The 25,063-nt window shown below is 36.7% G+C and carries 18 protein-coding genes; 7 read left to right on the forward strand and 11 right to left on the reverse strand.

Features of this window, described 5'->3' with window-relative positions:
* Window positions 1–13: 13 nt before the first annotated feature.
* Entirely contained in the window at window positions 14–163 is a 150-nt protein-coding gene (locus tag DFQ03_RS18735) for a hypothetical protein (protein WP_166637422.1), read from the reverse strand.
* 160 nt (window positions 164–323) lie between these two features.
* Here DFQ03_RS18735 and DFQ03_RS02280 point away from each other — a divergent pair, with 160 nt between their 5' ends.
* Complete coding sequence (locus DFQ03_RS02280) at window positions 324–2,966, forward strand: DEAD/DEAH box helicase family protein (RefSeq protein WP_133671408.1); 2,643 nt, start codon at window positions 324–326, stop codon at window positions 2,964–2,966.
* A gap of 19 nt (window positions 2,967–2,985) precedes the next feature.
* Here DFQ03_RS02280 and DFQ03_RS02285 read toward each other — a convergent pair whose 3' ends face one another.
* The 7 genes from DFQ03_RS02285 to hemA form a co-directional block, all read right to left on the reverse strand.
* Complete coding sequence (locus DFQ03_RS02285) at window positions 2,986–3,774, reverse strand: PhzF family phenazine biosynthesis protein (RefSeq protein WP_133671409.1); 789 nt, start codon at window positions 3,772–3,774, stop codon at window positions 2,986–2,988.
* Window positions 3,775–3,879: 105 nt separating this feature from the next.
* A complete protein-coding gene (locus DFQ03_RS02290) occupies window positions 3,880–4,824 on the reverse strand; it encodes a DUF4421 family protein (protein WP_133671410.1) in 945 nt (314 codons plus the stop codon).
* Window positions 4,815–5,717 (reverse strand): oxygen-dependent coproporphyrinogen oxidase, encoded by a 903-nt coding sequence (gene hemF, locus DFQ03_RS02295; protein ID WP_133671411.1) that lies wholly within the window; start codon window positions 5,715–5,717, stop codon window positions 4,815–4,817. The genes DFQ03_RS02290 and hemF overlap by 10 nt, the downstream gene beginning before the upstream one ends.
* Window positions 5,707–6,249 (reverse strand): GNAT family N-acetyltransferase, encoded by a 543-nt coding sequence (locus DFQ03_RS02300; protein ID WP_133671412.1) that lies wholly within the window; start codon window positions 6,247–6,249, stop codon window positions 5,707–5,709. The genes hemF and DFQ03_RS02300 overlap by 11 nt, the downstream gene beginning before the upstream one ends.
* 49 nt (window positions 6,250–6,298) lie before the next feature.
* A complete protein-coding gene (hemE, locus tag DFQ03_RS02305; RefSeq protein ID WP_133671413.1) occupies window positions 6,299–7,330 on the reverse strand; it encodes a uroporphyrinogen decarboxylase in 1,032 nt (343 codons plus the stop codon).
* A 163-nt stretch (window positions 7,331–7,493) separates the two neighbouring features.
* Complete coding sequence (gene hemC / locus DFQ03_RS02310) at window positions 7,494–9,074, reverse strand: hydroxymethylbilane synthase (RefSeq protein ID WP_133671414.1); 1,581 nt, start codon at window positions 9,072–9,074, stop codon at window positions 7,494–7,496.
* Window positions 9,071–10,327 (reverse strand): glutamyl-tRNA reductase, encoded by a 1,257-nt coding sequence (gene hemA, locus DFQ03_RS02315; protein WP_133671415.1) that lies wholly within the window; start codon window positions 10,325–10,327, stop codon window positions 9,071–9,073. Before hemA ends, hemC begins: the two co-directional genes overlap by 4 nt.
* A gap of 192 nt (window positions 10,328–10,519) precedes the next feature.
* Here hemA and DFQ03_RS02320 point away from each other — a divergent pair, with 192 nt between their 5' ends.
* Window positions 10,520–11,410, forward strand: a complete 891-nt coding sequence (locus DFQ03_RS02320; RefSeq protein ID WP_133671416.1) for an AraC family transcriptional regulator — start codon at window positions 10,520–10,522, stop codon at window positions 11,408–11,410.
* A 3-nt stretch (window positions 11,411–11,413) separates the two neighbouring features.
* Here DFQ03_RS02320 and DFQ03_RS02325 read toward each other — a convergent pair whose 3' ends face one another.
* Both DFQ03_RS02325 and DFQ03_RS02330 read right to left on the reverse strand, forming a co-directional pair.
* Window positions 11,414–12,256, reverse strand: a complete 843-nt coding sequence (locus DFQ03_RS02325; protein ID WP_133671417.1) for an N-acetylmuramoyl-L-alanine amidase-like domain-containing protein — start codon at window positions 12,254–12,256, stop codon at window positions 11,414–11,416.
* Between the two features lie 9 nt (window positions 12,257–12,265).
* Window positions 12,266–13,336 (reverse strand): mechanosensitive ion channel family protein, encoded by a 1,071-nt coding sequence (locus DFQ03_RS02330; RefSeq protein WP_133671418.1) that lies wholly within the window; start codon window positions 13,334–13,336, stop codon window positions 12,266–12,268.
* 177 nt (window positions 13,337–13,513) lie between these two features.
* Here DFQ03_RS02330 and hemH point away from each other — a divergent pair, with 177 nt between their 5' ends.
* From hemH to DFQ03_RS02345, 3 genes are read left to right on the forward strand one after another with little or no spacing between them, the layout of a single operon-like run.
* A complete protein-coding gene (hemH, locus tag DFQ03_RS02335; RefSeq protein ID WP_133671419.1) occupies window positions 13,514–14,557 on the forward strand; it encodes a ferrochelatase in 1,044 nt (347 codons plus the stop codon).
* A 30-nt stretch (window positions 14,558–14,587) separates the two neighbouring features.
* On the forward strand, window positions 14,588–15,361 hold the full coding sequence (locus tag DFQ03_RS02340) for a DUF3050 domain-containing protein (RefSeq protein WP_133671420.1): 774 nt from the start codon (window positions 14,588–14,590) through the stop codon (window positions 15,359–15,361).
* Between the two features lie 41 nt (window positions 15,362–15,402).
* Window positions 15,403–16,779, forward strand: coding sequence for an MATE family efflux transporter (locus DFQ03_RS02345; RefSeq protein ID WP_133671421.1), 1,377 nt, complete (start codon window positions 15,403–15,405; stop codon window positions 16,777–16,779).
* A 206-nt stretch (window positions 16,780–16,985) separates the two neighbouring features.
* On the opposite strand, the gene DFQ03_RS02350 is transcribed toward DFQ03_RS02345, so the two are convergent.
* Window positions 16,986–18,290, reverse strand: a complete 1,305-nt coding sequence (locus tag DFQ03_RS02350; RefSeq protein ID WP_133671422.1) for an alpha/beta hydrolase family protein — start codon at window positions 18,288–18,290, stop codon at window positions 16,986–16,988.
* Between the two features lie 273 nt (window positions 18,291–18,563).
* Between DFQ03_RS02350 and DFQ03_RS02355 the strand changes: the two genes are divergently transcribed.
* Entirely contained in the window at window positions 18,564–21,707 is a 3,144-nt protein-coding gene (locus DFQ03_RS02355; RefSeq protein ID WP_133671423.1) for a VPS10 domain-containing protein, read from the forward strand.
* A 166-nt stretch (window positions 21,708–21,873) separates the two neighbouring features.
* Entirely contained in the window at window positions 21,874–24,999 is a 3,126-nt protein-coding gene (locus tag DFQ03_RS02360; protein ID WP_133671424.1) for a VPS10 domain-containing protein, read from the forward strand.
* The last annotated feature ends 64 nt before the right edge of the window (window positions 25,000–25,063 follow it).

The following is a 25,063-nucleotide window of genomic DNA, read 5'->3' on the forward strand; positions in this document are numbered from 1 at the left end:
TATATTTTATTACTTATTTAGATTCCTGACTTTTTCTAATGATTTCTTTTAAGCGTTCTTTTCTAAGCGCAGCTTCTTTTTTCAATTTATTTTTCTTTCTATCCATAAGCTTGGCATGCTTTGCTTTGTTCACCGTATTTTTAGTCTTGCCTTTTTTTGCCATATCAGCATATTTATATTCAAACTATTTATCACTTTAACTAACTAGTTTTTACGTAATCAAAACGAGTGTATCTTGAAGTTTTACAAAAATAGGGGAATTTGAATTATAGCTAGAGCGGTTATTACTTATTTTTATAGGCTTAGCGGCTAATAGACCCTTGATGCAAGAAATCAGTGAAATTTTACAATTCAAATATACCTGGCGTAACTACCAACAAAAGTTTTTAGATGGTTTTCAAGAACATATAAAAGATGAACATTTACATGTGATTGCACCACCAGGTTCAGGTAAGACGATACTTGGTTTAGAAATTTTAAAACGTATAGGTAAGCCAACTTTGGTGTTGTCACCAACATTGACCATTCGCAATCAATGGCGTTCTAGATTGTTAGAGTTCTTTACGATCGATGGTGATTTTAATGCGTATTCACTGGACATAAAATCTCCGGATCACATTACGTTTTCTACCTATCAATCCTTGTTTTCTTTATCAAGATCATTTGGTGATAACGCTAAACAACAGCTACTAGCGTTTATCAAGCTTCATAAAATCGAGACCTTGGTTTTAGACGAGGCGCATCACCTTAAAAACGAGTGGTGGCATTGTTTATATCATTTGAAAGAAATAGAAGGATTAACCGTAGTTGCCCTTACAGCTACTCCTCCATACGATAGTACCGCCACAGAAATTAATCGCTATTTTAGTTTATGCGGGCCAATTGATGATGAAATTGCCGTACCAGATCTTATCAAGAACGGAGATCTTTGTCCGCATCAAGATTTCGTCTATTTCTCAAAACCAGAAGAAGCTCAAATTAAGTATATCGTTAACTATCGTGAGCAGATATTAAAATTTACCAATGCCCTAATTGCCAATACGGCATTACAAGAAAGTTTAATTACCCTTAATTTTTATATCGCCCCAGAAGAATCTTTAGAATACATCTATCAAAACCCTACGTTCTTTTCGTCCATCATTATTTATTTAAATTCTTGCGGTTATGCCGTAAATGAAGAAAACCTTAAGCTATTGGGGTTTTCAAACAGCGATGTCACTTTTCCAAGTTTCAACTATGAATGGGCAGAAATACTGCTGCAGCATTTACTCATAGCTCAGCGAGAAGAATTTGTAGCCTTTGAACAGGTGTTGATGCCTATTGAAAAAGAACTAAAACGAATTGGGGTTTTAGAACATAAACGGGTAAACTTTGTTGGGGACGAGGTTTTGTATAGAAACTTGTCTAACAGCCCTAGTAAACTAGAAAGTATATTCCAGATTGTAAAGCATACAGATGAGCATTTAGGTGAAGATGCCAGAACGGTTATTTTAACCGATTTTATTCGTAAAGAGTTTTTGAATTTTAAAGGGAGCGAAACCAGCGTTCTAAATAAGCTGGGTGTTCTACCTATTTTTAAATACATATTGGCGAAACAAGTAGGTAAAACTTCTTTAGGTGTTCTTACGGGTTCGTTGGTTATTCTTCATAAAACTGCATTAAACAAACTAAAGAAACTTTTAACTATTGAGAATCTCACGAATGCACCTGTAGATGGGTCTGAAGGTTATGTTCTTATTAGTGTACCCGATGTCTTAAAGAATAAAATTGCAGAAGCTGTTACCCAATTGTTTACTGAAGGAGTAATTAAAACACTTGTTGGTACCAAGGCATTTTTAGGTGAAGGTTGGGATGCTCCTTGTATAAATACCTTAGTGCTGGCTTCTTATGTGGGATCGTTCGTGTCTTCAAATCAAATGAGGGGCCGTGCCATACGTGTAGATGCCAATAATCCTGATAAGACAGGAAGTATTTGGCACTTGGCTTGTTTAGATCCTACTGCTATAAATGGAGGAAAGGATATGGAAAAGCTACAGCAACGGTTTGATGCCTTTACGGGAGTTTCATTAAAAGACGAGGTGTATATTTCAAATGGAATAGACCGATTGGTATTGCCTTTAGATTGGTCTGAATCTAGCGAATTAGCAAGGATTAACAAGAATATGTTGTTGTTGTCTCAGCAAAAATCCGTTTTCAAGAATCGATGGAACGAAGCTATTGAAGAAGGCAATGTTTTGGTACGGGAACTAAAAATACCGTACGGTCAAGAGCAACCCTATGCCAAGACCAAAAAAATGCATGCACTAAATGCGGGTAAATATGTAATGCTAGAGGTTATTTTAGGTGTTTCAGCTTTTGTACCGGAGTTTCTAATAAAAAATATGGGCGCAGTTTTAAATAAAGGTATCGTACAAGTATTGTATTTGTTCATTGCTGCATTGTTCTTGGGCTTTGGTCCAAAAACTTTTAAAGCACTTAAACTTTATTTTCTATTTGGAAATCAATACAAGAAGACCAAGAAAATAGGTGAGGCCTTATTGGGCTATCTTTTAGATTCTAAAGTTTTGAGTTTCGAATCTGTTAACGCTACCATCCATTCTGAGCAAAATATAAAGGGTTCATTTTCAATTTACTTAAAAGATGCAAGTCAGCATGATAGCAACTTATTTATTTCGCTATTAGAGGAAGTCATCGCTCCAATTGATAATCCTAAATATTTACTGGTAAATGGTAATTGGATAAAAAGGAAAATGGGTATTCGTAACTATTACGTGGTGCCAAAAGATTGTGGTAAGAATAAAACGGAAGCGCTGCTTTTTCAAAAATATTGGAACAAAGAGGTTGACGGTTCTAAAATTTTATTCACCAGAACATTAAAGGGCAGAAAAGAGCTGCTTAAAGCAAGATTCTCACACCTTAAATATCAATTTGAAGAGGTTTCGAAAAAAGCGATTACGTGGAAATAAAATCAGTATGATTAGTGCGCTATATTTCTATATCGCCTACTAAATAACAAACTGCACTACCTGATATTTTTACGCGGTCACCAAGATATTCGCATTGTAAATCACCGCCACGTTCAGAGAGTTGTTTTGCACTTAATAATTTCTTCTGTAGTTTTTCTGACCAATATGGTGTAAGTGTAGTATGTGCAGAACCGGTTACCGGATCTTCTGGAATTCCGCATTGTGGGGCAAAAAAGCGTGAGACAAAATCTACATTTTTTCCTTTTGCCGTAACAATGACTCCTCTACAATCTAATTCATTTAATAAATGAAAATTAGGAGTAATAGCTTCTATGTCTTCTTGTGATTCATAAATAAGCATGTAATCAGTTTTACCTTTAAAGGTTTCTATCGGTTGCTTTCCTATGGCTTTTGATATGCTGGGTTGTTCTGAAACGGGTGTTAGGTCATCGGTAGGGAAATCCATAGTAAAGAGATCTTTTCCATCTCTCTGTACTAATAACTCCCCACTTCTTGGAGAAATAAACCGTAAAGTATTTTCATTATAACCGTAATGATTGAAGATGACGAAGGCGGTTGCAAGGGTGGCATGACCACAAAGATCAACTTCTATTTCTGGGGTAAACCATCTAAGTTCATAGTGGTCCTTATTTTTAACTGCAAATGCCGTTTCAGCCAAATTATTCTCAGCAGCGATTTTTTGCATTAAATCGGTTTCTAACCAACTTTCAAGAATACAAACCGCAGCGGGATTACCGCCAAATAGTTTTGTTGTAAATGCATCTATTTGATATATTTTTTGCTTCATGGAATATTGATTTACTCGATAATAGAGATTATAATGCTTCGAGGCTTGAGTATAAAAATACAGTTATTCTAAAACGAATGCATATAGCGATTGCTCAGCTGTTGTTTATTCAATCCCTAATTTACGACTTATCTCGTCGGCTTTGGCAATCCATTTTTTAGGTGCATCAAAACGATACCCAACATAAAACTCAAGAAAACTTATAGAATCGTCTAAAATGAAGTTTTCATCGGAAGTGTGACTTAATAATTGTGTGTTGATATTTACGCCACTGAAGAAATTTTCTGAATTATACCCACCGGTCATTCTAAAAATTAGTTGTGCCAAACCATTAAAAGATTTCTTACCGTCGGTACTTGAATAATTGAAACCTAAACCGCTGGTTGCTCCCGCAGAAACGAGGTAATTTTCTTCAAATACCCAATTGTAATAATAACCCGGACCAATAGCGACTTTTAAGGATTTCTCCAATTGATTGTCTAGTATGGGGTCTTCTAATTTAAACTTGGTATAGTAGTAAGATATGCTTGGAATAAAACTGCCGACACTTTGTTTTTGCCATTCATTCTGAAACCCAATAGCACGAAACGAAAAATCAGGATTAAAAATATAACTAGATGTTCCACCGATCTTAAAGGTCTTTAAATCATCGATAGGCAAGGTTAGATCAGCAGTACGAACAAAGAATCCTTTTTGCTTATAGATGTCTAAAGTCTGCATGTATTGACCAAAAAACGTACGAACGTTGAAGGTGATTAATTTAGAATCTCCGTTGTCTTTATTCTCGGCTAAAAAATTAGGGGCATAACCAAAATCAACTTCTAGAAAACGAAAAAGAACAGACAGTCCCAAATAGCTTTTGTCATTGGGTATAAACTCGGTTTTGTTGCGTGTTATCTTGTCTCTAAGCGTAAAACTATTCGAAGTGGTCTGTAATGACAACCTAACGGTTACCTTGTCTGGAAAAGCTTCTTTGTAAAGTGAGTTTTGAGCTGAACATATACAAGTTGAACAAAGCATACTAAAAATAAGTATTGCTTTTAAACCCATTCTTTTGGTGCTTTTAGTATCTCCAACAATCGCTCTTCTTCGCTACCTTTTTCGGGTTGATGGTCATAGCGCCATTGTACATGTGGCGGTAGGCTCATTAAGATACTTTCTATTCTTCCATTGGTCTTTAAACCGAATAGCGTTCCTTTGTCATGAACCAGATTGAATTCAACATATCTACCTCGTCTAATCTCTTGCCAATCCCTTTGTTCTTTGGTGTATTCAAGATCTTTTCTTTTTATAACAATCGGTACATAACAATCTAAAAAGCTATTACCTACTTCGGTTACAAAGTTGTACCAGTCTTGCATGTCCATCTCCGGAGTTGCTTTACAATAGTCAAAAAATAGACCGCCTAGTCCGCGAGCTTCGTTTCTATGTGCATTCCAAAAATACTCGTCGCAACGTTTTTTATAGGTATCGTAGAAGGAAGGATTGTGTTTGTCGCAAGCTGTTTTGCATACTTGATGAAAATGAACCGCATCTTCGTCAAATAGGTAGTACGGAGTCAAGTCTTGACCGCCGCCAAACCATTGATCTACAATTTCGCCGTCTTTACCATACATTTCAAAATAGCGCCAATTGGCATGAACCGTTGGCACCATTGGGTTCTTTGGATGTAATACTAAACTTAATCCGCAGGCAAAAAAATTGGCATCTTCTACTCCGAAATATGCCTTCATACTATCTGGAAGCTCGCCATGTACGCCAGATATATTTACACCGCCTTTTTCAAAAACAGCTCCGTTTTCAATAACTCTTGTACGACCGCCACCACCTTCTGGGCGTACCCAAATGTCTTCTTTAAAAATTGCTGTACCGTCTACTGTTTCTAATTTAGAGGTAATCGTATCTTGAAGTTGTTCTATGTAAGCGTAAAATTTATCTTTCATTCTGTAAAACATAAAGTTCCATATCTAACGGTTGTTCGTTAGGTGGAGTGTGTTCTTTTAATAGCGTTTCTTTCCAAAGATAACCACAATTTTCTGCTACCTTAATACTGCCAAGGTTCGATTTATGAGCAATGATTCTAAGTCGCTGTAAATGTTGTTCGTTAAAGCCCCATTCAGAAATGGTCTTAACAGCTTTTGTGGCAAAACCTTTATTGTTATGGTCGTACGATATGCAATAGGCGATTTCAGCTTCTTGGGCTGCTCGTTTTAGTTCTTTTAAATAAACCAGACCTATAATTTTTCTTTTTTCTGGTTCTTTAAGCGTAAATAAGTACTCTTTGCCAGATATAAAATCTGATACCTTTTCAAGAACAAAAATATTGGATAATGTCGGATTTAGATTTGCAGCTACCGTTTTAGGGAAGTATCGTTTTATATGGTCTGCATTAGCACATATAAAATCGCATAAACGCCATCCATCTCTCTCTGATATCGGATTTATTTCGAAATCTGCTAGTTGAAATGAATTCATTATGCGATTTTAATATCGGCTACCTTAGCGCTTTCTGAACCTGTTAGGGTTAGTCTTGCTTGTATTCTTTTACTGCATCAATAAACGCCTTAGCATTTTCAACAGGAACATTTGGTAAAATACCGTGACCTAAATTAACTACGTAGCTATCTTTGCCAAATTCATTGATCATTTGGTGTACCATCTTCTTAATTTCAGATGGTGGAGATAATAAACGTGATGGGTCAAAGTTACCTTGAAGGGTAATTTTTCCACCACTTAAATAACGTGCATTTCTTGCAGAACATGTCCAGTCGACACCTAGTGCAGAAGCACCAGATTTTGCCATATCACCTAAAGCAAACCAACATCCTTTTCCAAAAACGATAACCGGAGCTTCATCTTTTAAAGCATCTATAATTTGCTGAATATATTGCCAAGAAAATTCTTGATAATCGGTTGGCGATAACATTCCGCCCCAAGAATCAAATACTTGTACCGCATTAACTCCTGCAGCAACTTTAGCCTTTAAATATGCAATGGTAGTATCTGTAATTTTCTGAAGTAATTCGTGGGCAACAACAGGTTGTGTAAAGCATAATTCTTTAGCCTTGTCGAACGTTTTGCTGCCTTGACCTTGTACACAGTAGCATAAAATGGTCCAAGGGGAACCTGCAAAACCGATCAAAGGTACTTCGTCGTTCAGTTTTTCTTTGGTCACTTTTATGGCTTCCAGAACGTAACCCAATGTATCGTGAACATCTGGCACGATAACGCTGTCTAAATCTTTCTGATTACGAATCGGATTCGGTAAATACGGACCAAAATTCGGCTTCATCTCCACATGAATATTCATTGCTTGCGGGATTACCAAAATATCACTGAACAATATAGCGGCATCCATTCCGTATCTACGAATAGGTTGTACCGTGATTTCTGATGCTAATTCTGGAGTCTGACATCTGGTAAAGAAGTCATATTTTTCTTTGATGGCCATGAATTCAGGTAAATATCTACCTGCTTGGCGCATCATCCATACTGGTGGTCTTTCTACCGTTTCACCTTTTAAGGCTTTTAGAAATAAGTCGTTTTTTAAGCTCATAGTTTATATGGTTCGTCATTGCGAGGAGCCTTTTCGCTCCGAAGCAATCTGTTTATTCGGTGTTCCTAACAAACAGATTGCTTCGCTATGCTCGTAAAGACGTTAATTTTTAATTTTTTAGCCAACAGCCAAGGGCTAGCAGCCAACAGCTAAAGGCAATTTCTTAATCTTGATAATCAGCGTTCACCAATTCAATAACACTTTCTACTGTTGGTATTTTAGCAACTTTTACTTCCTTGAAATGTTTTCTGGCAGCTTTTGCCGTAGTTTCACCAATACAATAGGCAACTCTGTCGGTAGAATTCTCTTTTAAATAGCTTTCCACGTTCGACGGACTAAAAAACATGATGCCTTTTGCGCTTTTTGGTATTGCTTTACCAGAAAGTTTAGTTCTATAGGCTTCTATGGCATTTACTTCAATATTGTTTTCTTCTAAAATACTTGGTAGTTCTTCTAAGCTTAAATTACCATGAAAATAGGTAACTTCAGTGCCATCTATAAACTCTACCAAATGGTTCGCTAAATCTTTTGCATTATTTTCATAATGTGTAACCTTACCGAAAGTGTTTTTTATTAATCTACGTGTTTTTCTGCCAACACAGTAGATGTTTTCAAAATCTAACTCAGCGACATCTCTGCTTGCCAATACTGCTTCTACCGCATTTTTACTAGTGAAAACAACATTCTTATGTGGTTTTTTCAAGATAACGGGAGAAATACGATTCGGATTAATTTTTATAAAATCATCTGAATCGGCATTAACCGATATGTTTAGTAGCAGCTGTTGTGGCGGAGTCAGTTTTTTGGTAGAAAATACATTTACTTCCAATCCGGCATTTGCCAGTTCGGTCATTAATCGTTTACCACCTCTGGCTAAAATACTTTTAGCACAGTCAATGCCCAAATTTTGATGCTTACCAAGTGGCGCGGTCAGTTCTGCTTCCAGTTTTTTACTTCCATCAACATTTAATAGAACACCTTTTAGGGTGACAATATTTTCTTTGTTGATGTATGACAATGCTCCGATCGGTGCACTACAACCACCTTCTAATTCTCTAAGAAATTCTCTTTCTAGACTTACACAAGTATCTGTTTCCTCATGGTTTAGTTGAGCACAGGCTTCTAGAATTTCTTCATCGCCTTCCATGGCAACTACCATAATAGCACCTTGTGCAGGGGCTGGTAACATCCAGGTAAGTCCGATAGTATTTTCTGGTTCTAAACCGATACGTTCTAATCCGGCAGCGGCGAAAATAGCACCGTTCCATTCATTTTCATACAGTTTTTCTAATCGTCTATTGACATTTCCTCTTAAATCTACAACCGTATGTGTTGGGTATCTATTTAACCATTGTGCTTGTCTACGTAAACTACCTGTAGCAATGACACCCTCGCGAGAACCTAAAAATTCTTCATTGTCTTTAAACGCCATGATGTCCATGTAATTACCGCGCTTTAAAACAGCAGCTTTTACAATACCTTGTGGCAAGGCGGTAGGTACATCTTTCATAGAATGTACGGCAATATCAATATCGCCATTGATCATGGCAACATCTAGGGTTTTGGTAAACACTCCCGTAATTCCTAATTCATATAAGGGTTTGTCTAAAATTAAGTCTCCCGTAGATTTTACCGGAACCAATTTTACTTTATGACCTAATTCTTGAAGTTGACTTTTAACGGTATTCGCCTGCCATAGCGCTAATTCGCTATCGCGTGTTCCTAATCGTATTACTTTACTCATTGTTCGTCCAATTCTAATTGAAATACTTTTTGGATAAATTCTAAACTTGAACTGGAATCTACCGTGTCATCTTTTAAATGATTTGCAAATTGTTTTGTTATTTTTTGAATAATGCGATTGGTAACCACATCTGCTTGGTGCGAATTAAAATCGACCGTTTTTTTGGATTGATAGTCTAATTCTTCGTCCTTAATAGTCTTCAATTTTTTCTTTAAAGCTTTAATTACAGGGGCAAATTTTCTGGTTTCTAACCATTGATTGAAATCATTTTTCACCTCTTCGTTTATAGCTTCTGCATCTGGTATAAATTGCTTTCTACGCTCTAAGGTTTCATCTGTCATTTGAGATAAATGATCTAAATGTATTACCGTAACATTGTCCATTTCTGAAATAGAATCATCTACATTTTTAGGAACGGAAAGATCTAATATCAATAACGGTTTGTTCGTATATATCAATTCTTTGGTAATCGTAGGTTTTTGGGCACCTGTAGCGACTACCAAAATATCAGAAGTTCTTATTTCTGTTTGTAAATCGCCATAATCTTTCACCTTAAGGTTGAACTTGCCTGCAATTTGCTCAGCTTTACCTTTTGTTCTGTTAATAAGGGTGATATGCGGATTCTTAGTATGTTTTATTAAATTCTCACACGTGTTACGACCAATTTTACCGGTTCCGAATAAAAGAATATTCTTGTCGGTAACATTTTCAACATTACGCATAATGTATTGTACAGAAGCGAATGCTACAGAGGTTGCACCAGATGAAATTTCAGTTTCATTCTTAATACGTTTGCTCGCCTGAATTATACTGTTGCAAAGTCTCTCGATAAACGGGTTGGCAATACCCAATTCTTTAGAACGCTTAAAACTTTGCTTTAATTGACTGATGATTTCAAAATCACCAAGTATCTGACTATCTAATCCTGTCCCAACTCTGAAGAGGTGATTAATAGCTTCTTTATTTTTATACACATATGCTACCTCTTGAAAAGCCTCAACGGTTCCATTAGAGTGGTCGCATAATAATTTTATCAGTTGAAAAGGATGTTGCGCAAAACCATGTAACTCTGTACGGTTACAAGTTGATGTTGCCAATAACCCATCAATGCCCTGATTTTTAGCTTCTATTAAAAGTGACTTTACAGCCACTTCGTCTAAACTAAATTTACCACGAGCCTCAGCATCAGCCTTTTTATAGTTAAGACCAATGGTGTAAAATGAATTATGTTTAGAAATGTGATAGTCCTTCATAAAGCGGATACAAAAATATGAGCATCCATTCAATAAAAACAACGCTAGCGGTACAAATAGTATCGTCTGCCGAATTTTTGGTCAAAATATGATAAATATCAGTTTATTAGCCATAATTTTATAGTGGTTTGAATGAATAAGGACTATTTTATTTAGATGCTTTCTAAATAGATATAAAATCGATTTAAGAAAATGGAGTTAAAAAGTAACGCTGAAGGGTCATACGACGAAGTTTTAATTGAAGACGGATTTTACGTGCTCAAATTTCAGAATGAAGAGGATAACGTGGTGCATTATACCCGTGAAATCAATAAACGATTTATTCAGATTCATTTTTGTTTAAAGGGCAGTGGTAGCTATAACTTCAATCAAGGTAACTATAGTTTAGATGTCAAAGAAGAGAATTCTTTGTTGCTGTATAACACGCAGTTAGACTTGCCTTTGAATTTAAGTCTTAGCCCAAAATCATCGTTGGTTTCTGTGGTGATGACCTTGCGAAAGTTTCATTCTTTATTCACTGCAGAGGCAGATTATATTCCGTTTTTGAGTTCAGATAATAAGGAGAAAAAATATTATTCTCAAGAACCATTTTCACCTTCGATAGCCGTTATTTTGAGTCAGATTGTAAACTATAACCTGCACCCATCTATAAAATCGCTTTACGTAAAAGGTAAAATTTATGAATTAATAGCTTTATACTTTAATAGAAGCCCCAATGCAGATATTGAACAATGCCCGTATCTAGCAGATGAAGAAAATGTAAAGAAGATTAAGAAAGCCAAGGAAATTATTTTAGCTAATATGGCAGAGCCACCAACTTTGGCAGAGCTGTCAAGTGAAATAGGATTAAGCTTAAAACGCCTAAAGGAAGGTTTTAAGCAAATTTATGGCGATTCGGTCTACAGTTTTTTATTTGATCATAAGATGGATTACGCCAAAAGACTTTTAGAAACCGGTCAGTATAATGTCAATGAAATCGGACTCAAAGTAGGGTATAGTACCTCCAGTCATTTCATTGCGGCGTTTAAGAAAAAGTATAATACGACACCAAAGAAATATTTATTGGCACTTTCAGGAAGTTAGAATTTATAGCGGTCTGGCAACCATAATACCTGTGTTGCTCTTTATGTTTTTTAGGTAATCTGCTAGCGGTAATTTAGACACTTCAACTTCCATTGATCCGGTCGAGGCATGTAGTAAATGAATTCTGCCGTCTTTTTCTCGCGTAGCAATTCCGGTATGGGTGACATCTAAGCCATTAATAGATGTAGCCAATGCAATGATATCTCCAGATTGAATCAAATGCTCATTTTTGGAGATGTCATCTTGTGCCAGTACACAAATAGCCTGGTTGTTCAAATAGTTTTCTGAAGCCTTAATTTTCGAGTAATTGACATCATCTGCCAAAAACGGATATAAATCGCGGTGGGTACTCATAAAATTGATATCCTTGGTAATTTCTTCACCGCCAATTTCACCGGTTATATCTTTAAGTAATCCTTTCTCGGCATTGTTGGCAATCCATTCAGAGAAATAGTGCAGGCGAGAAGCATAGCCATCTAAAGTGCCGTCTTTGTATCTTATGGTCTCTAGATTTTTTAAGTAGTCATCAAAAGACATTTCTTGTTGACGGAGTAAAAGGGAAAAAGCAAGCACGTTTTCTACAAAAGTGGTGCAATCTAAGCCTTGTAGATTTACGACCAAGGTTTCTGTATCGCCAATCTCCAGGGTTTTGGCAACATACGGAGTCTTCATAAATGACTTACCAACGCTTACCATGGTTTCGCCAAAATCACCCTGAAACATTCCGTCGATTTCAACTAGTTTGCTTTCTACGGCAGCTCTGTCTTTTGGCGAGCAGGTTATTTGTTGGGAGGAGATAGATGTTAACCATCCAAAGAAAAAAAGAAATAGAAATACATGTTTCATAAAGCTAAATTATGAATTGTTATTTTCATCCATAGACTTTTCCAACAAAACCCTATTTCTAGCAATACTCTCCGGGTAGTTTTGCTGTAAAAATATAATTAGTTTCTCGCGAACCAACACACGTAAATCCCAAGAGGTTGGTGAGTCTTTGGCGCTCATTAAGGCTCTAATTTCTACACAGTTTTGCTTGCTTTCGGTTACTTGAAGTACATTAACTTCTTTATCCCAAAGGTCTGTACTCTTTAAAATTTTAGTCAACTCTTCGCGAAGTGCATCAAATGATACATTGTAGTCGGTATATAGAAAAACTGTTCCGAGAATATCAGATGAGGTTTTTGTCCAATTTTGAAATGGCTTATCAATAAAATATGGTGTCGGTACAATAAGTCTTCGTTTATCCCAAATCTTTACCACAACATAGGTCAAGGTTATTTCTTCAATACGCCCCCATTCGCCTTCTACAATAACTACATCATCTATTTTTATAGGTTGGGCAATGGCAATTTGAATACCTGCCAATACCGTTGCAATCATTTTTTGTGCAGAGAAACCAATGATAATACCTGCTACACCTGCAGATGCAAAAATACTGACCCCCAATTCTCTAATACTCTCAAAACTCATAAGCACTGCACCAGCTGCTAATATGATTATGGTAATCATGAAAATACGTTCAAGAATATTGAACTGCGTGTATATTTGACGGGCTTTTAGGTTATTGGCAACATTGACATCATAATTTTTAACGATTACCGTTTTCGCTATTTTCAATAAGTTCAGTAATAACCAGGTTACCGAAACTATAAATAGAATTGTACTCGTTTTTTTAAACCAATATTCATGATGTTCAACATGTAACAGTTCCCGTAATGACTGCGAGCGAATTAATATAGAAAGGAAAATAAATAGAATTGGGCGGCTAATTTTTTTAAAGGCCCCACTGGGCAAAAGGTATTTGGGATCCTTCCCATATTTTTTTATGAAATATGAAACCAACCAATAGGCAATCAAAATACCTATGGTAGTAGCTAAAAAGAAGTAAAGTGAACTTTTAGGCACGTTATCAAAAAAAGTGTTCATTCTTAAATAGGTTATTGTTTTTGACGAATTACAACTTACTAAAATTAAACAGCACTAAAAATTAATTGGCTAGTTATTAGATTGCTTTATAAGAGTATAGAAAAACTATTGCCCAAAATTAAATTATCATCGATTTGCAAGTGTTATTTTTGCAATCGAATAACAAACACATACGCTATGAAAGGAGTATTATTGGTCAATTTGGGTTCTCCAGAAAGTCCTACCGCAAAAGATGTTAAGCCGTATTTAGATGAATTTTTAATGGATGAGCGTGTAATTGACGCTCCCAAATGGTTAAGAACTATTTTGGTTAGAGGAATTATTTTACAGACTCGACCAAAAAAATCTGCTGAGGCGTATGCTAAAATATGGTGGGAAGAAGGTTCTCCGTTAGTCGTAATATCTGAGCGATTCTCCAATAAATTAAAAACACAGACCGAAATGCCGGTGGCTTTAGGTATGCGTTATGGAACTATGTCCATTAAAAAGGCAATGCAAGAACTGAAAGAGAAGGGAGTTGATGATGTTCTTTTAGTTCCGCTTTATCCACATTATGCAATGTCTAGCTTTGAGACGGTAGTTGTAAAAGTGTTAGAAGAGCAAAAAGCAGGTTTTCCTGAGATGAAAATTACTACGTTACCTGCTTTTTATAAGCATCCGGAGTTTATTAAAGCGCTTTCAGAGAGTATAAAAGACGGATTAGAAGGTTTTGACTATGACCATATTTTATTTTCATATCATGGTATACCTGAACGTCATATTCGTAAAAGTGATCCTACTAGTTTTCATTGTAAAATAGACGGTACGTGTTGTAACGTGAATTCTGTTGCGCATAATACCTGTTATAGACATCAAGTTTATGATACCACTGAAATGGTCAAAGCATATTTAGGTTTAAAAGAAGAGCAGGTGAGTTCTTCGTTTCAATCGCGTTTGGCAGGTGATCCATGGTTGAAACCCTACACCGATTATGAATTTGAGCGATTAGCGAAAGAAGGCAAGAAGAAATTAGCTGTTATTACGCCCGCATTTGTGAGTGATTGTCTAGAAACATTGGAAGAAATTGCGATGGAAGGTAAAGAGCAGTTTATAGAGGCCGGTGGTGAAGAATACAAGCATATACCATGTATGAACGATAATGATACTTGGGTGAAGGTAATGGCGAAATGGGTGAATGATTGGCAAACTACCGATAAGTTAGATGTAGTACCGAGCACATAAAAAGTTTATAATTCTTAGAAAATCGCTGCTATGAAAATCGAAGAAATAGAATCTATATTAGAACCATTAAGAGTACAGTTAAGAAGTCATGAGCTTTATGGGGAGCTTACATCTGTTGCAGATATTCAAATATTCATGGAAAACCATGTATTTGCGGTCTGGGATTTTATGTCTTTATTAAAAGCATTACAAATTAATCTTACTTGTACTTCATTACCTTGGAAACCCGTTTCCAATACAAATACTGCACGGTTTATTAATGAGATTGTTCTTGAGGAAGAAACGGATCGTAATGAATTGGGAGTTTTAAAAAGTCATTATGAAATGTATTTAGATGCCATGCTCGAAGTTGGTGCCGATACAAGTAAAATGACAGGTTTTTTAGCCGGAATTACTGAGTTAAATAGCGTTTTAAAAACAATTGAAAATTCAGATTTGAACCCTGCCGTGAAATCATTTTTAAGATTCACTTTTGAAACGATTCAAACTCAAGAACCACATAAGATTGCTGCCGCTTTTACTTTTGGTAGAGAAGATTTGATACCTGATATGTTCTTGAAAATTGTGGGCAGTGCAGGTAAAGATGCATATCCGAAATTGGAATATTACCTAAGAAGACATATTGAATTAGATGGAGATGAACATGGTCCGCTTTCACTAAAAATGATTCAAGAATTATGCGGAGATGATGCCGTAAAATGGCATGATGTTCTAGAATGTTCAGAAAAAGCATTGCAACAGCGCATTAACCTATGGGACCATATAGCAAAGGCAATTCAGCAAAATAAAGAGATTACAGTTTAACATTATCATCTAAGATGGTATACTAATTCAAAACCACACCAATGGCAAACGTTTCCGCAGAACAACTGGGCACGGATTCTATATCAAGTTTGCTTATAAAACAGGCGCTACCTGCTAGTATAGGCATACTGGTCATGTCGTTGAATGTTCTGGTAGATTCTATTTTTGTGGGTAATTGGATTGGCTCTATTGCCATTGCGGCAATAAATGTTGTACTACCTATTTCCTTTTTTATAGGTGCTTTAGGTATGGCAATCGGTATTGGCGGTGCGAGTATTATTTCTCGTGCATTAGGTGCTAATAATAAAGAAAAGGCACTACGCACGTTTGGAAATCAAATTTCTTTTACCATTCTGATTACTGTAGCTATGGTTGCAGTGGGGCTAACATACGTAGATACCCTGATACCTGCTTTTGGGGGTAAAGGCTCCATTTTCGAGCTTGCAAAGATTTACTATGTTATTGTGTTGTATGGTGTGCCGTTTTTGGCACTTAATATGATGGGTAATACTGTAATTAGAGCAGAAGGCAAACCAAAGTTTGCTATGATCGCCATGATAATTCCGTCAATTGGGAATTTGTTCTTAGATTATTTACTAATCAATGTCTTAGATTATGGTATGGAAGGTGCCGCCTGGGCAACAACGATCAGTTATTTTTTATGTTTTAGTTATATCCTTTACTTTTTTCTCTCTAAGAATTCAGAATTAAAACTGAGTGCACCATATTTTAGTATCGATTTTTCAATTATAAAAGAAATTAGCTCGCTAGGTGTAGTGACACTATCTCGTCAGGCGGTGGTAAGTATCATCTATTTACTGATGAACAATATTCTATTTGATTTGGGAGGCGAAGCTATGGTGGCCGTTTATGCTATAATAGGTAGAATGTTGATGTTTGCTCTTTTCCCCGTATTCGGTGTCACACAAGGTTTCTTACCTATTGCAGGATTTAACTACGGAGCTAAAAAATATGATAGGGTAAAAGAATCAATTTATACCGCCATAAAATTTGCGGCACTATTAGCTACAATAGTTTTTACCGGACTCATGATTTTTCCAGCAGAAATCGCGGGTCTCTTTTTAAGTGATAAACAGAATATGAGTACGTTAGAACTTGCTACGAATGCCTTTGTTCTAGAAAATACACCATCTGCAATGCGTTGGGTATTTGCCGCTACACCGATTATTGCACTTCAACTTATTGGTGCCGCTTATTTTCAAGCTATAGGTAAGGCTGTTCCAGCGCTATTACTGACATTGTGCCGACAGGGATTTTTCTTTATTCCATTAATTTTAATATTACCTAATTATCTTGGTGAATTAGGAGTGTGGATTTCCTTCCCCATTGCAGATGTACTTGCTACAATTGTTACCGGGTATTACTTAAGAAAAGAGATCAATACCAATTTGGTCTAATCTTTCTAAAAACCAAACCTCAAAAAACATTTTCCGTAAGTAGCTTTAGAAACACTAAAGAATATTGTTATGAATTTTATTTTATCACTATTAATTGCCGTTGCTATATTTCTATTAGCATGGAAACTCAAAGAATTTATAAGCAATCAAAATACCTATATAAAACTACTTAAGGAAAATGCTATTAAAGTTTCAAAGGTTAACTATTAGTTAGTTGGTGCCGCATGTAACAACTCCATACCTGTAGACGATCTTGGTTTAAATCCTGGCCAGTCTTTTCCATTTGAATTTTCTTGTACATCTAAAAATTGAGCATTGTCTTGGTTTTTAAGATGCTTGCCGATAAATGCTGTTACAAAGTGCTGATTTATGTTGTTTATTTTACGTTGATCCCATGATGGCTCTGCGTATCTATAATATTCATCAATATGTAAACCTGGTGCTAAAGCTTCTGCCGGTGGAGGATTAGGGGCTACATTATGTCTTGCATTTTCGTACGTTAGCAAGTAACGATCTGCATGTACCGCACCTTCGTAAATTGCTTTGATTCCTTTTTCATATCCTGAAATATCATCTTGGCTTCCGGCAACAAAGAAAATGGGGGTCTTTAATCCTTTCAATCCTTCTGCATCCCAAACACCACGTTCCATTCCCCATGGGGCAAAGGCAACTATTGCTTTAATTCTAGAATCTGCCATTTTCTGATATTCGGCATTTCCTGCTGTATTCACTGCAATTGCAGTACTACCACCTGTCATACCTGTAAAAAATTGACCTAAACCTTCGCTATATCCGGCTCCGCCAACATTTAATACACCGTATCCTCCCATAGAATACCCTATTATGGCTGTGTTACTGGCATCAACTAGTCCTTCAACCATATTCTTAGAACCTTTAGCTCCTAATTTTTCCATTTCATTGATTACAAAACGAATATCTTTTGGTCTGTTCAAAAGCGTACTTTGAAATGCATTGGCATCTTTAAAGGTGGAATCTGTATGATCAATTGCCGCCACAATATATCCTTTCGAGGCTAAATTCTCCGTTAGGTAGGTCATTAAAAAACGTGACCCTACATAGCCATGAGATACTACGACCAACGGAAATTTATTGCCCTGTAATGCTTCGGCATCTCTGTAAGCTCTTCCTTTAAACGTAAAAGGTGTTAACGGTCTTAGCGAATCTCCTCTTGTGCCCATTACTTCGTCATAAACAACGGTTTTTGCATCATCAGCTACACTTGCAGGATACCAAACTTCTATAGTTATAGGTCTGTCATAACTTGGGTCTTTACCTTCTTTTGAATTTAAAATATCAACTTGATTCGGATTCACAAGGTTTACCGTTTGTACGCCGATTTTATATTCGCCTCTAGCACTTAATTCAGGTGCATCGGGCATTTGGTCTCCGTATAAAAAATCTTGTGTTTGGGCATTTATCGAGTTAACAGCCAACCCGTTAAAAAGGATAGCAATTAATGATACCGAAAATAATAACGATCTAAATTTCATAATTGTTAGTTTGTTGGCTTAAATATATGAATACTTTAAATAATTAGTATTTTCTGTTGAATATGTTGAAGAAATATTTACTTGAAGAATGATTCTCTAGTTTGTTCTGTATAACTAGAATTATCAAATACTACTGAGAATTAAATATTGAAATACTCTACTGATTCTCAATTTGATAATTATGCTAGTTTAGAAATGCTAATAAAATCTTAAAATCAACATTTACACTACAAAATGTTTAATTTTAGAGAAGACTAATATCAAACTATCAAAATGAAAAAGCACCTTACCAATGCTGGCATTCTCATGCTGGCATGTTTCCTATTACCGTTATCTTTATTATCTCAAAGAAAGAGCAAAGCTCAAAATACCGCACCGACATATCCTGAAGAATTATACTCCAGTTTAGACTATAGATTAATCGGACCTTTTCGTGGTGGTCGTTCTGCAGCAGTTACGGGTGTGCCTGGCGAACCTAATTTGTTTTATTTCGGCGCAGCTGGTGGCGGAGTATGGAAAACCTTAGATGGAGGACGTACTTGGGATAATATATCTGATGGATATTTCGGTGGAAGTATAGGTGCCGTTGAGGTTGCAAAAAGTGATCCCAATGTAATTTATGTGGGTGGTGGTGAAAAGACCTTGAGAGGAAATGTTTCGTCTGGTTATGGAGTATGGAAAACAGAAGATGCTGGTAAAACTTGGGCTTCAGCAGGTTTAGAAAAAAGCAGGCATGTACCTAGACTTCGTGTGCACCCAACTGATTATAATACGGTTTATGCGGCTGTACTTGGTGATATTTATAAACCAACTAAAGACCGCGGAATCTATAAAAGTACCGATGGTGGTAAGAATTGGAAGCAGGTGCTGTTTGTAAATGAACAGGCTGGTGCAGTAGATTTGACTTTCGACCCAAATAATCCTAGAATTCTGTATGCTTCTACATGGCATGCACAGCGTACGCCATACAGTTTAATAAGTGGTGGTGACGGTTCTGCACTTTGGAAAAGTATGGATAGTGGTGAAACCTGGACAGAGATTTCTAAGAATGAAGGATTCCCTACAGATACTTTGGGTATTATTGGTGTAACGGTATCGCCAAAAAACTCTGAAAAGGTTTGGGCAATCGTAGAGAATAAAGAAAAAGGCGGTTTATATCGTTCAGAAGATGGTGGTAAAACATGGTCTGTTGTAAATGAAGAACGTAAAATTCGCCAACGTGCTTGGTATTACACTAGAGTTTATGCTGACACTCAAGATGAAGACGTGGTTTATGTATTGAACGTAAACTACCACAAGTCGACCGACGGCGGTAAAACATTCAATACGTTCAACGCACCGCATGGTGATCATCATGACTTATGGATCTCTCCAGAAGATTCGCAACGTATGATTATTGGCGATGATGGTGGTGCTCAAATTTCGTACGATGGTGGTGAAACTTGGAGTACGTATTACAATCAGCCTACTGCTCAATTTTATCGTGTTACGACGGATAACTCTTTCCCGTACAGAATTTATGTAGCACAACAAGATAATTCTACCTTACGTATAGAACATCGAAGTGATGGTAGAACAATCGATGATAGTAATTGGGAAGAAACTGCTGGTGGGGAATCTGCTTGGATAGCTGTGGACCCAAAAGATAATGATATTGTGTATGGTGGTAGTTATGACGGATTTTTAACTCGCGTTAATCACAAGAAGAAAACGGTTAGAGGTATAAACGTTTGGCCAGACAACCCAATGGGTGCTGGTGCAGAAGCAATGAAATATCGTTTTCAGTGGAATTTCCCCATTCTATTCAGTAGACATAATCCGAAGAAATTATATACATTTTCAAACTATGTACATGTAACGGAGAATGAAGGTCAAAGTTGGGAAGTATTAAGTGGTGATTTAACAAGAAACGACCCAACAAAACTGGGTTCTAGTGGTGGTCCAATTACCCAAGATAATACCAGTGTAGAATATTACTGTACCATTTTTGCAGCTAATGAGAGTCCGTTAAAAGAAGGTCTGTTATGGGTAGGTAGTGATGACGGATTAATTCATGTTTCTAAAGATGCCGGTGCAACATGGGAAAATGTTACTCCGTCTAATATGCCAGAGTGGAATATGATAAATAGCATCGAGCCTTCCAATTTTGACGAGGGTACATGCTATGTAGCGGCTACTAGATATAAACTAGGTGATTTTCAGCCGTATTTATACAAAACTACCGATTATGGCAAAACATGGACGAAAATAACCAACGGTATCCCTTCTGAACATTTTACTAGAGTAGTTCGAGAAGATCCTAAAAAGAAAGGTTTATTGTATGCCGGTACCGAAACAGGCATGTACGTTTCTTTTAATGACGGTGCCAGTTGGTCTCCTTTTCAAATCAATTTACCAATTGTGCCAATTACAGATTTGACTATTAAAGATGATAATCTAATAGTGGCAACGCAAGGTAGAAGCCTTTGGATAATAGATGATTTAACGGTGTTGCATCAATTAGATGAAAACAAAAAAAGTGCAAGTACCGTATTGTTCAAGCCAAAAGATTCGTACCGTACAAAAGGTAGGGCAGCTAAGAAGCCATCAAAAACTTCAGGTCAAAATCTGGAGAACGGTGTCATTACCCATTTTCTATTGAAGAACTATTCTGAAAAAGACACGGTTCAGTTAACGTATACAAGTATGGCTGGTGATACATTGGCAAATTATAGTACTTCTGCCAAGAAAAAAGACAAAAAGTTAGAAGCTAAAAAAGGAGGTAATACTTTTGTTTGGGATACCCGCGGTAAAGGAGCTGAAAAACTAGAAGGAATGATTTTCTGGTGGGCTAGTTTTGACGGTGCCAAAGCGGTACCTGGTAATTATAAAGTGCACTTGAATGTAAATGGAAATAATAGTAGTGAAAACTTTACCATTTTACCAGACCCAAGAGCAGAGAGTTCGGTGGCAGAAATGCAAAAACAATTCGATTTTATTACCGATATCAATACTACCATCGAAAATGCACATCAATCTATAAAGAAGATTAGAAATGTGACAAAGCAGTTGAATTCTTTCACGGAGCAATATAAAGATGATGCTAGAACTAAAGACTTGGTGGTAAAAGCTAAGGCTATGAAAGAGAAATTGGGTGAAGTAGAAAAAGCATTGTACCAAACTCAAAACAGAAGTGGTCAAGACCCTTTGAACTTCCCTATTAAATTGACTAATAAATTGGGTCATTTAAATAGCTTGGTTTCAATTGGTGACTTTCCGCCAACGGAGCAAGATGTTGCCGTGAAGAACGAGTTGACAGCTAAGATCAATAAAGAGCTTGAAATTTTTAATAATGTAATATCATCAGAGCTTCAAGAGTTTAATAAAGGATTTAACGAGCTTCAATTGAATTACTTGTTCATTGATGAAAGTAAGTAGCGTACAGTTTTGTCATTTCGAGTGAATTTTTGAAGTATGAAAAAATTTGTATCGAGAAACCTTTTATGTATAAAGGGTTCTTGATACAGTTTTTCTATATGTTTTACTCCAAAAAACCACTCTAATAGACAATATAAATACCAAAACAACATCCAAACAAACTATCATGAAAAAACAACTACTCTTTATTATGCTGGTACTCACAGCCACCATAACTTTTGCGCAGACAGCCAATGATTATTTTGAACCCTTAAAATTCAGGAATATTGGTCCGTTCAGAGGTGGTCGTTCGGTAACAGCTACGGGAGTTATTGGTGACCCTATGACGTATTATATGGGAACTACAGGCGGCGGAGTTTGGAAAACAGAATCTGCAGGGCAACGTTGGGAGAATATTTCAGATGGCTATTTTGAATTAGGGTCGGTAGGGGCTGTTTCGGTATCGGCATCTAACCCGAACATCGTTTATGTAGGTATGGGAGAACATGCACCACGTGGTGTAATGACATCTTACGGTGACGGAGTATATAAGTCTACTGATGCGGGTAAAACTTGGAAGAAAATGGGACTTGAAAAAACCCAGCATATTTCAAGAATCATTATACATCCTACAAATCCTGATATTGTTTATGTGGCTGCGCAGGGTGCTCTTTTTGAAGGTAATGCAGAACGTGGTATCTATAAATCTGTTGATGGGGGTAAGACTTGGAAAAACACGCTTTTCGTTAATAATTTAACTGGTGCTTCTGAACTTTCTATGGATGCCAATTATCCTGAAATTATGTATGCTGCAATGTGGGAGCATCAACGTAAGCCGAATATGGTAATAAGTGGAGGTGCAGGTAGCGGATTATACAAATCTACAGATGCAGGAGATACTTGGAAAAAAATTCATAAGGGTCTACCGGAAGAAAAAGGAAAAATGGCGATAGCTGTGAGTCCGTCAAATTCTGACAAAGTTTATGCACTTATTGAAAGTGATTCTAATGCCGATAAAGGCGGTTTATTCGTTTCTAACGATGCTGGTGAATCTTGGACCATGGTTAGTGGTGACAATCGTTTAGTACAACGTGCTTGGTACTATATTGAGGTTTTTGTAGACCCTAATGATGAAGATACTGTTTATGTATTGAGTGCGCCTGCTTTACGTTCTGAAGATGGTGGTAAAACATGGGAAGTTGTTGAGGTGGCCCATGGCGATACGCACGATTTATGGATAAATCCTGCAAATTCTAAAAATATGGTTTTAGCAGACGATGGGGGTGCTTCTGTTTCTTTTGATTATGGTAAAACATGGTCTACACAAAGCAATATGCCTACTGCACAGTTTTATCGTATTAGCGTAGATAATTTATTTCCATATAATATTTATGGAGGTCAACAAGATAACAGATCGGTAAAAATTACAAGTCTATCTACAGGTAGCGGAAGTATTACTACTAGAGATTGGACGGATTCTGCAGGTGGTGAAAGTGCATTTTTAGCATTTGATCCAAATAACCCAAGGTATGTAATGGGTGGTCAGTACTTGGGAACTGTTGAGGTGATGGATATGGAGTCTAAAGCGGCTACTCAAATCATGCAAGCGCCTATTCAATATTTAGGTCGCGAAGCTAGAGACATGAGATATCTGTTTAATTGGAACGCTCCAATTATAGCATCTACACATGAATTAGGCACATTTTACCACGGTGCGCAATATGTATTTAGAACTCGAGATATGGGTCTTACTTGGGATAAAATCTCTGATGATCTTACCCGAGATATCGATGCTAAACAAGGCAATGGTGGCGGACCGTATACTAATGAAGCAGTTGGGGCAGAAAACTACGGTACGCTTGCTTACATTTTAGAATCGCCACATGAAAAAGGATATATTTGGACGGGTAGTGATGATGGATTGGTGCACTTAACTAAAAACGGAGGTGAAACTTGGGAAAATGTAACGCCTAAAGGGTTAAATGAATGTTTGATCAATGCAATTGAGGTTTCCCCGCATGATCCTGCCACCGCTTATATTGCTACAACAAGATATAAGTTCAACGATTACACTCCTGGTTTTTATAAGACAACCGATTATGGTAAAACCTGGACGGCTATTAATTCAGGTATTCCTTATGGTGCTTTTACCCGTGTAGTTCGCGAAGATGAGTTTAAGAAAGATTTGCTATATGCAGGTACTGAAAAGGGAATCTATGCCTCATGGAATGGTGGTAAATCTTGGGAACCTTTTCAATTGAATTTACCTAAAACACCAATTACAGATTTAAAAATGCATAAAGGCGATATGGTAGTAGCGACTTCTGGTCGTTCATTTTGGATTCTTGATGATGTTGTTGCTCTTGGGCAATACCAACCTTCTAAAACGGGACTCCAAATTTTGAAACCTAAAGACGCATATAATGGTTCTTGGGGTAGTCCGTTGAGTGGTAATTCTGATAAATTTACCGGTAGCGATGCTTTTGAAGGTATTAATCCTGCAAACGGAGTAGTACTATATTATGAACTTCCTAAATTAAAAGATAGTACTGCTATAACTTTAGAAATTTCTGATGCTAAAGGGAAGGTGATTAGAACTATCAGTTCAGAAAAAGATTTAGATTATATACCTCATAATGGTGGTGGTGCTCCACCGGCACCGATTTTAAATAAGAATCAAGGGCTAAACCGTTTTGTTTGGGATATGAAATACCCAATTATGTCAGGTATACCAGGAGTGTATATTGAAGCAGGTTTCAGCGGACATAAAGTATCTCCTGGTACATATACTTTTAAACTAACGGTTGATGGGCAAACTGTTTCTACTACAGGTACAATTAATGAGGTGCCTACCTATGAAACAAAGCCAGGTCAGTATGAAGAGTATGATGCTTTTATGACTACGGCAGAGGCAGAGTTGACCGAAATGCACAATATGGTCAATCAGTTATATGCTGCTCAAAAGAACCTATCTGAAGTCTTAAAAAAGGTAACCGACACTACTGCGAAATCAGCCGGTGAAAAATTATTGGCAGACATGAAAGCTTGGGATGGTGATATGGTACAGCGTAAATCGCAAGCTTACGATGATGTAGAAAATTTTCCTAATAAATTTTCTGCCGAATATATATTTATGATCAATCAGACGAATAGTGGTATTCCAAGATTAAATGAGGCCAGTAAAGACCGTAAGGCTGAATTAGACGCACAATGGACTAGTTTAAAAGCCAAAGGCAATCAATTCATCAACATTGCTATACCAGCCTATAATAAAACGTTATGGGATGCTGGACTTGGCGCTATAAGATTATAAAATAAGTTCTATTCACTTTTGCTAACTTTGGACATAATTTAGTGCTTGAAGGTTAACTTGCACT

The organism is Maribacter caenipelagi (assembly GCF_004364175.1).
Classification (GTDB): domain Bacteria; phylum Bacteroidota; class Bacteroidia; order Flavobacteriales; family Flavobacteriaceae; genus Maribacter; species Maribacter caenipelagi.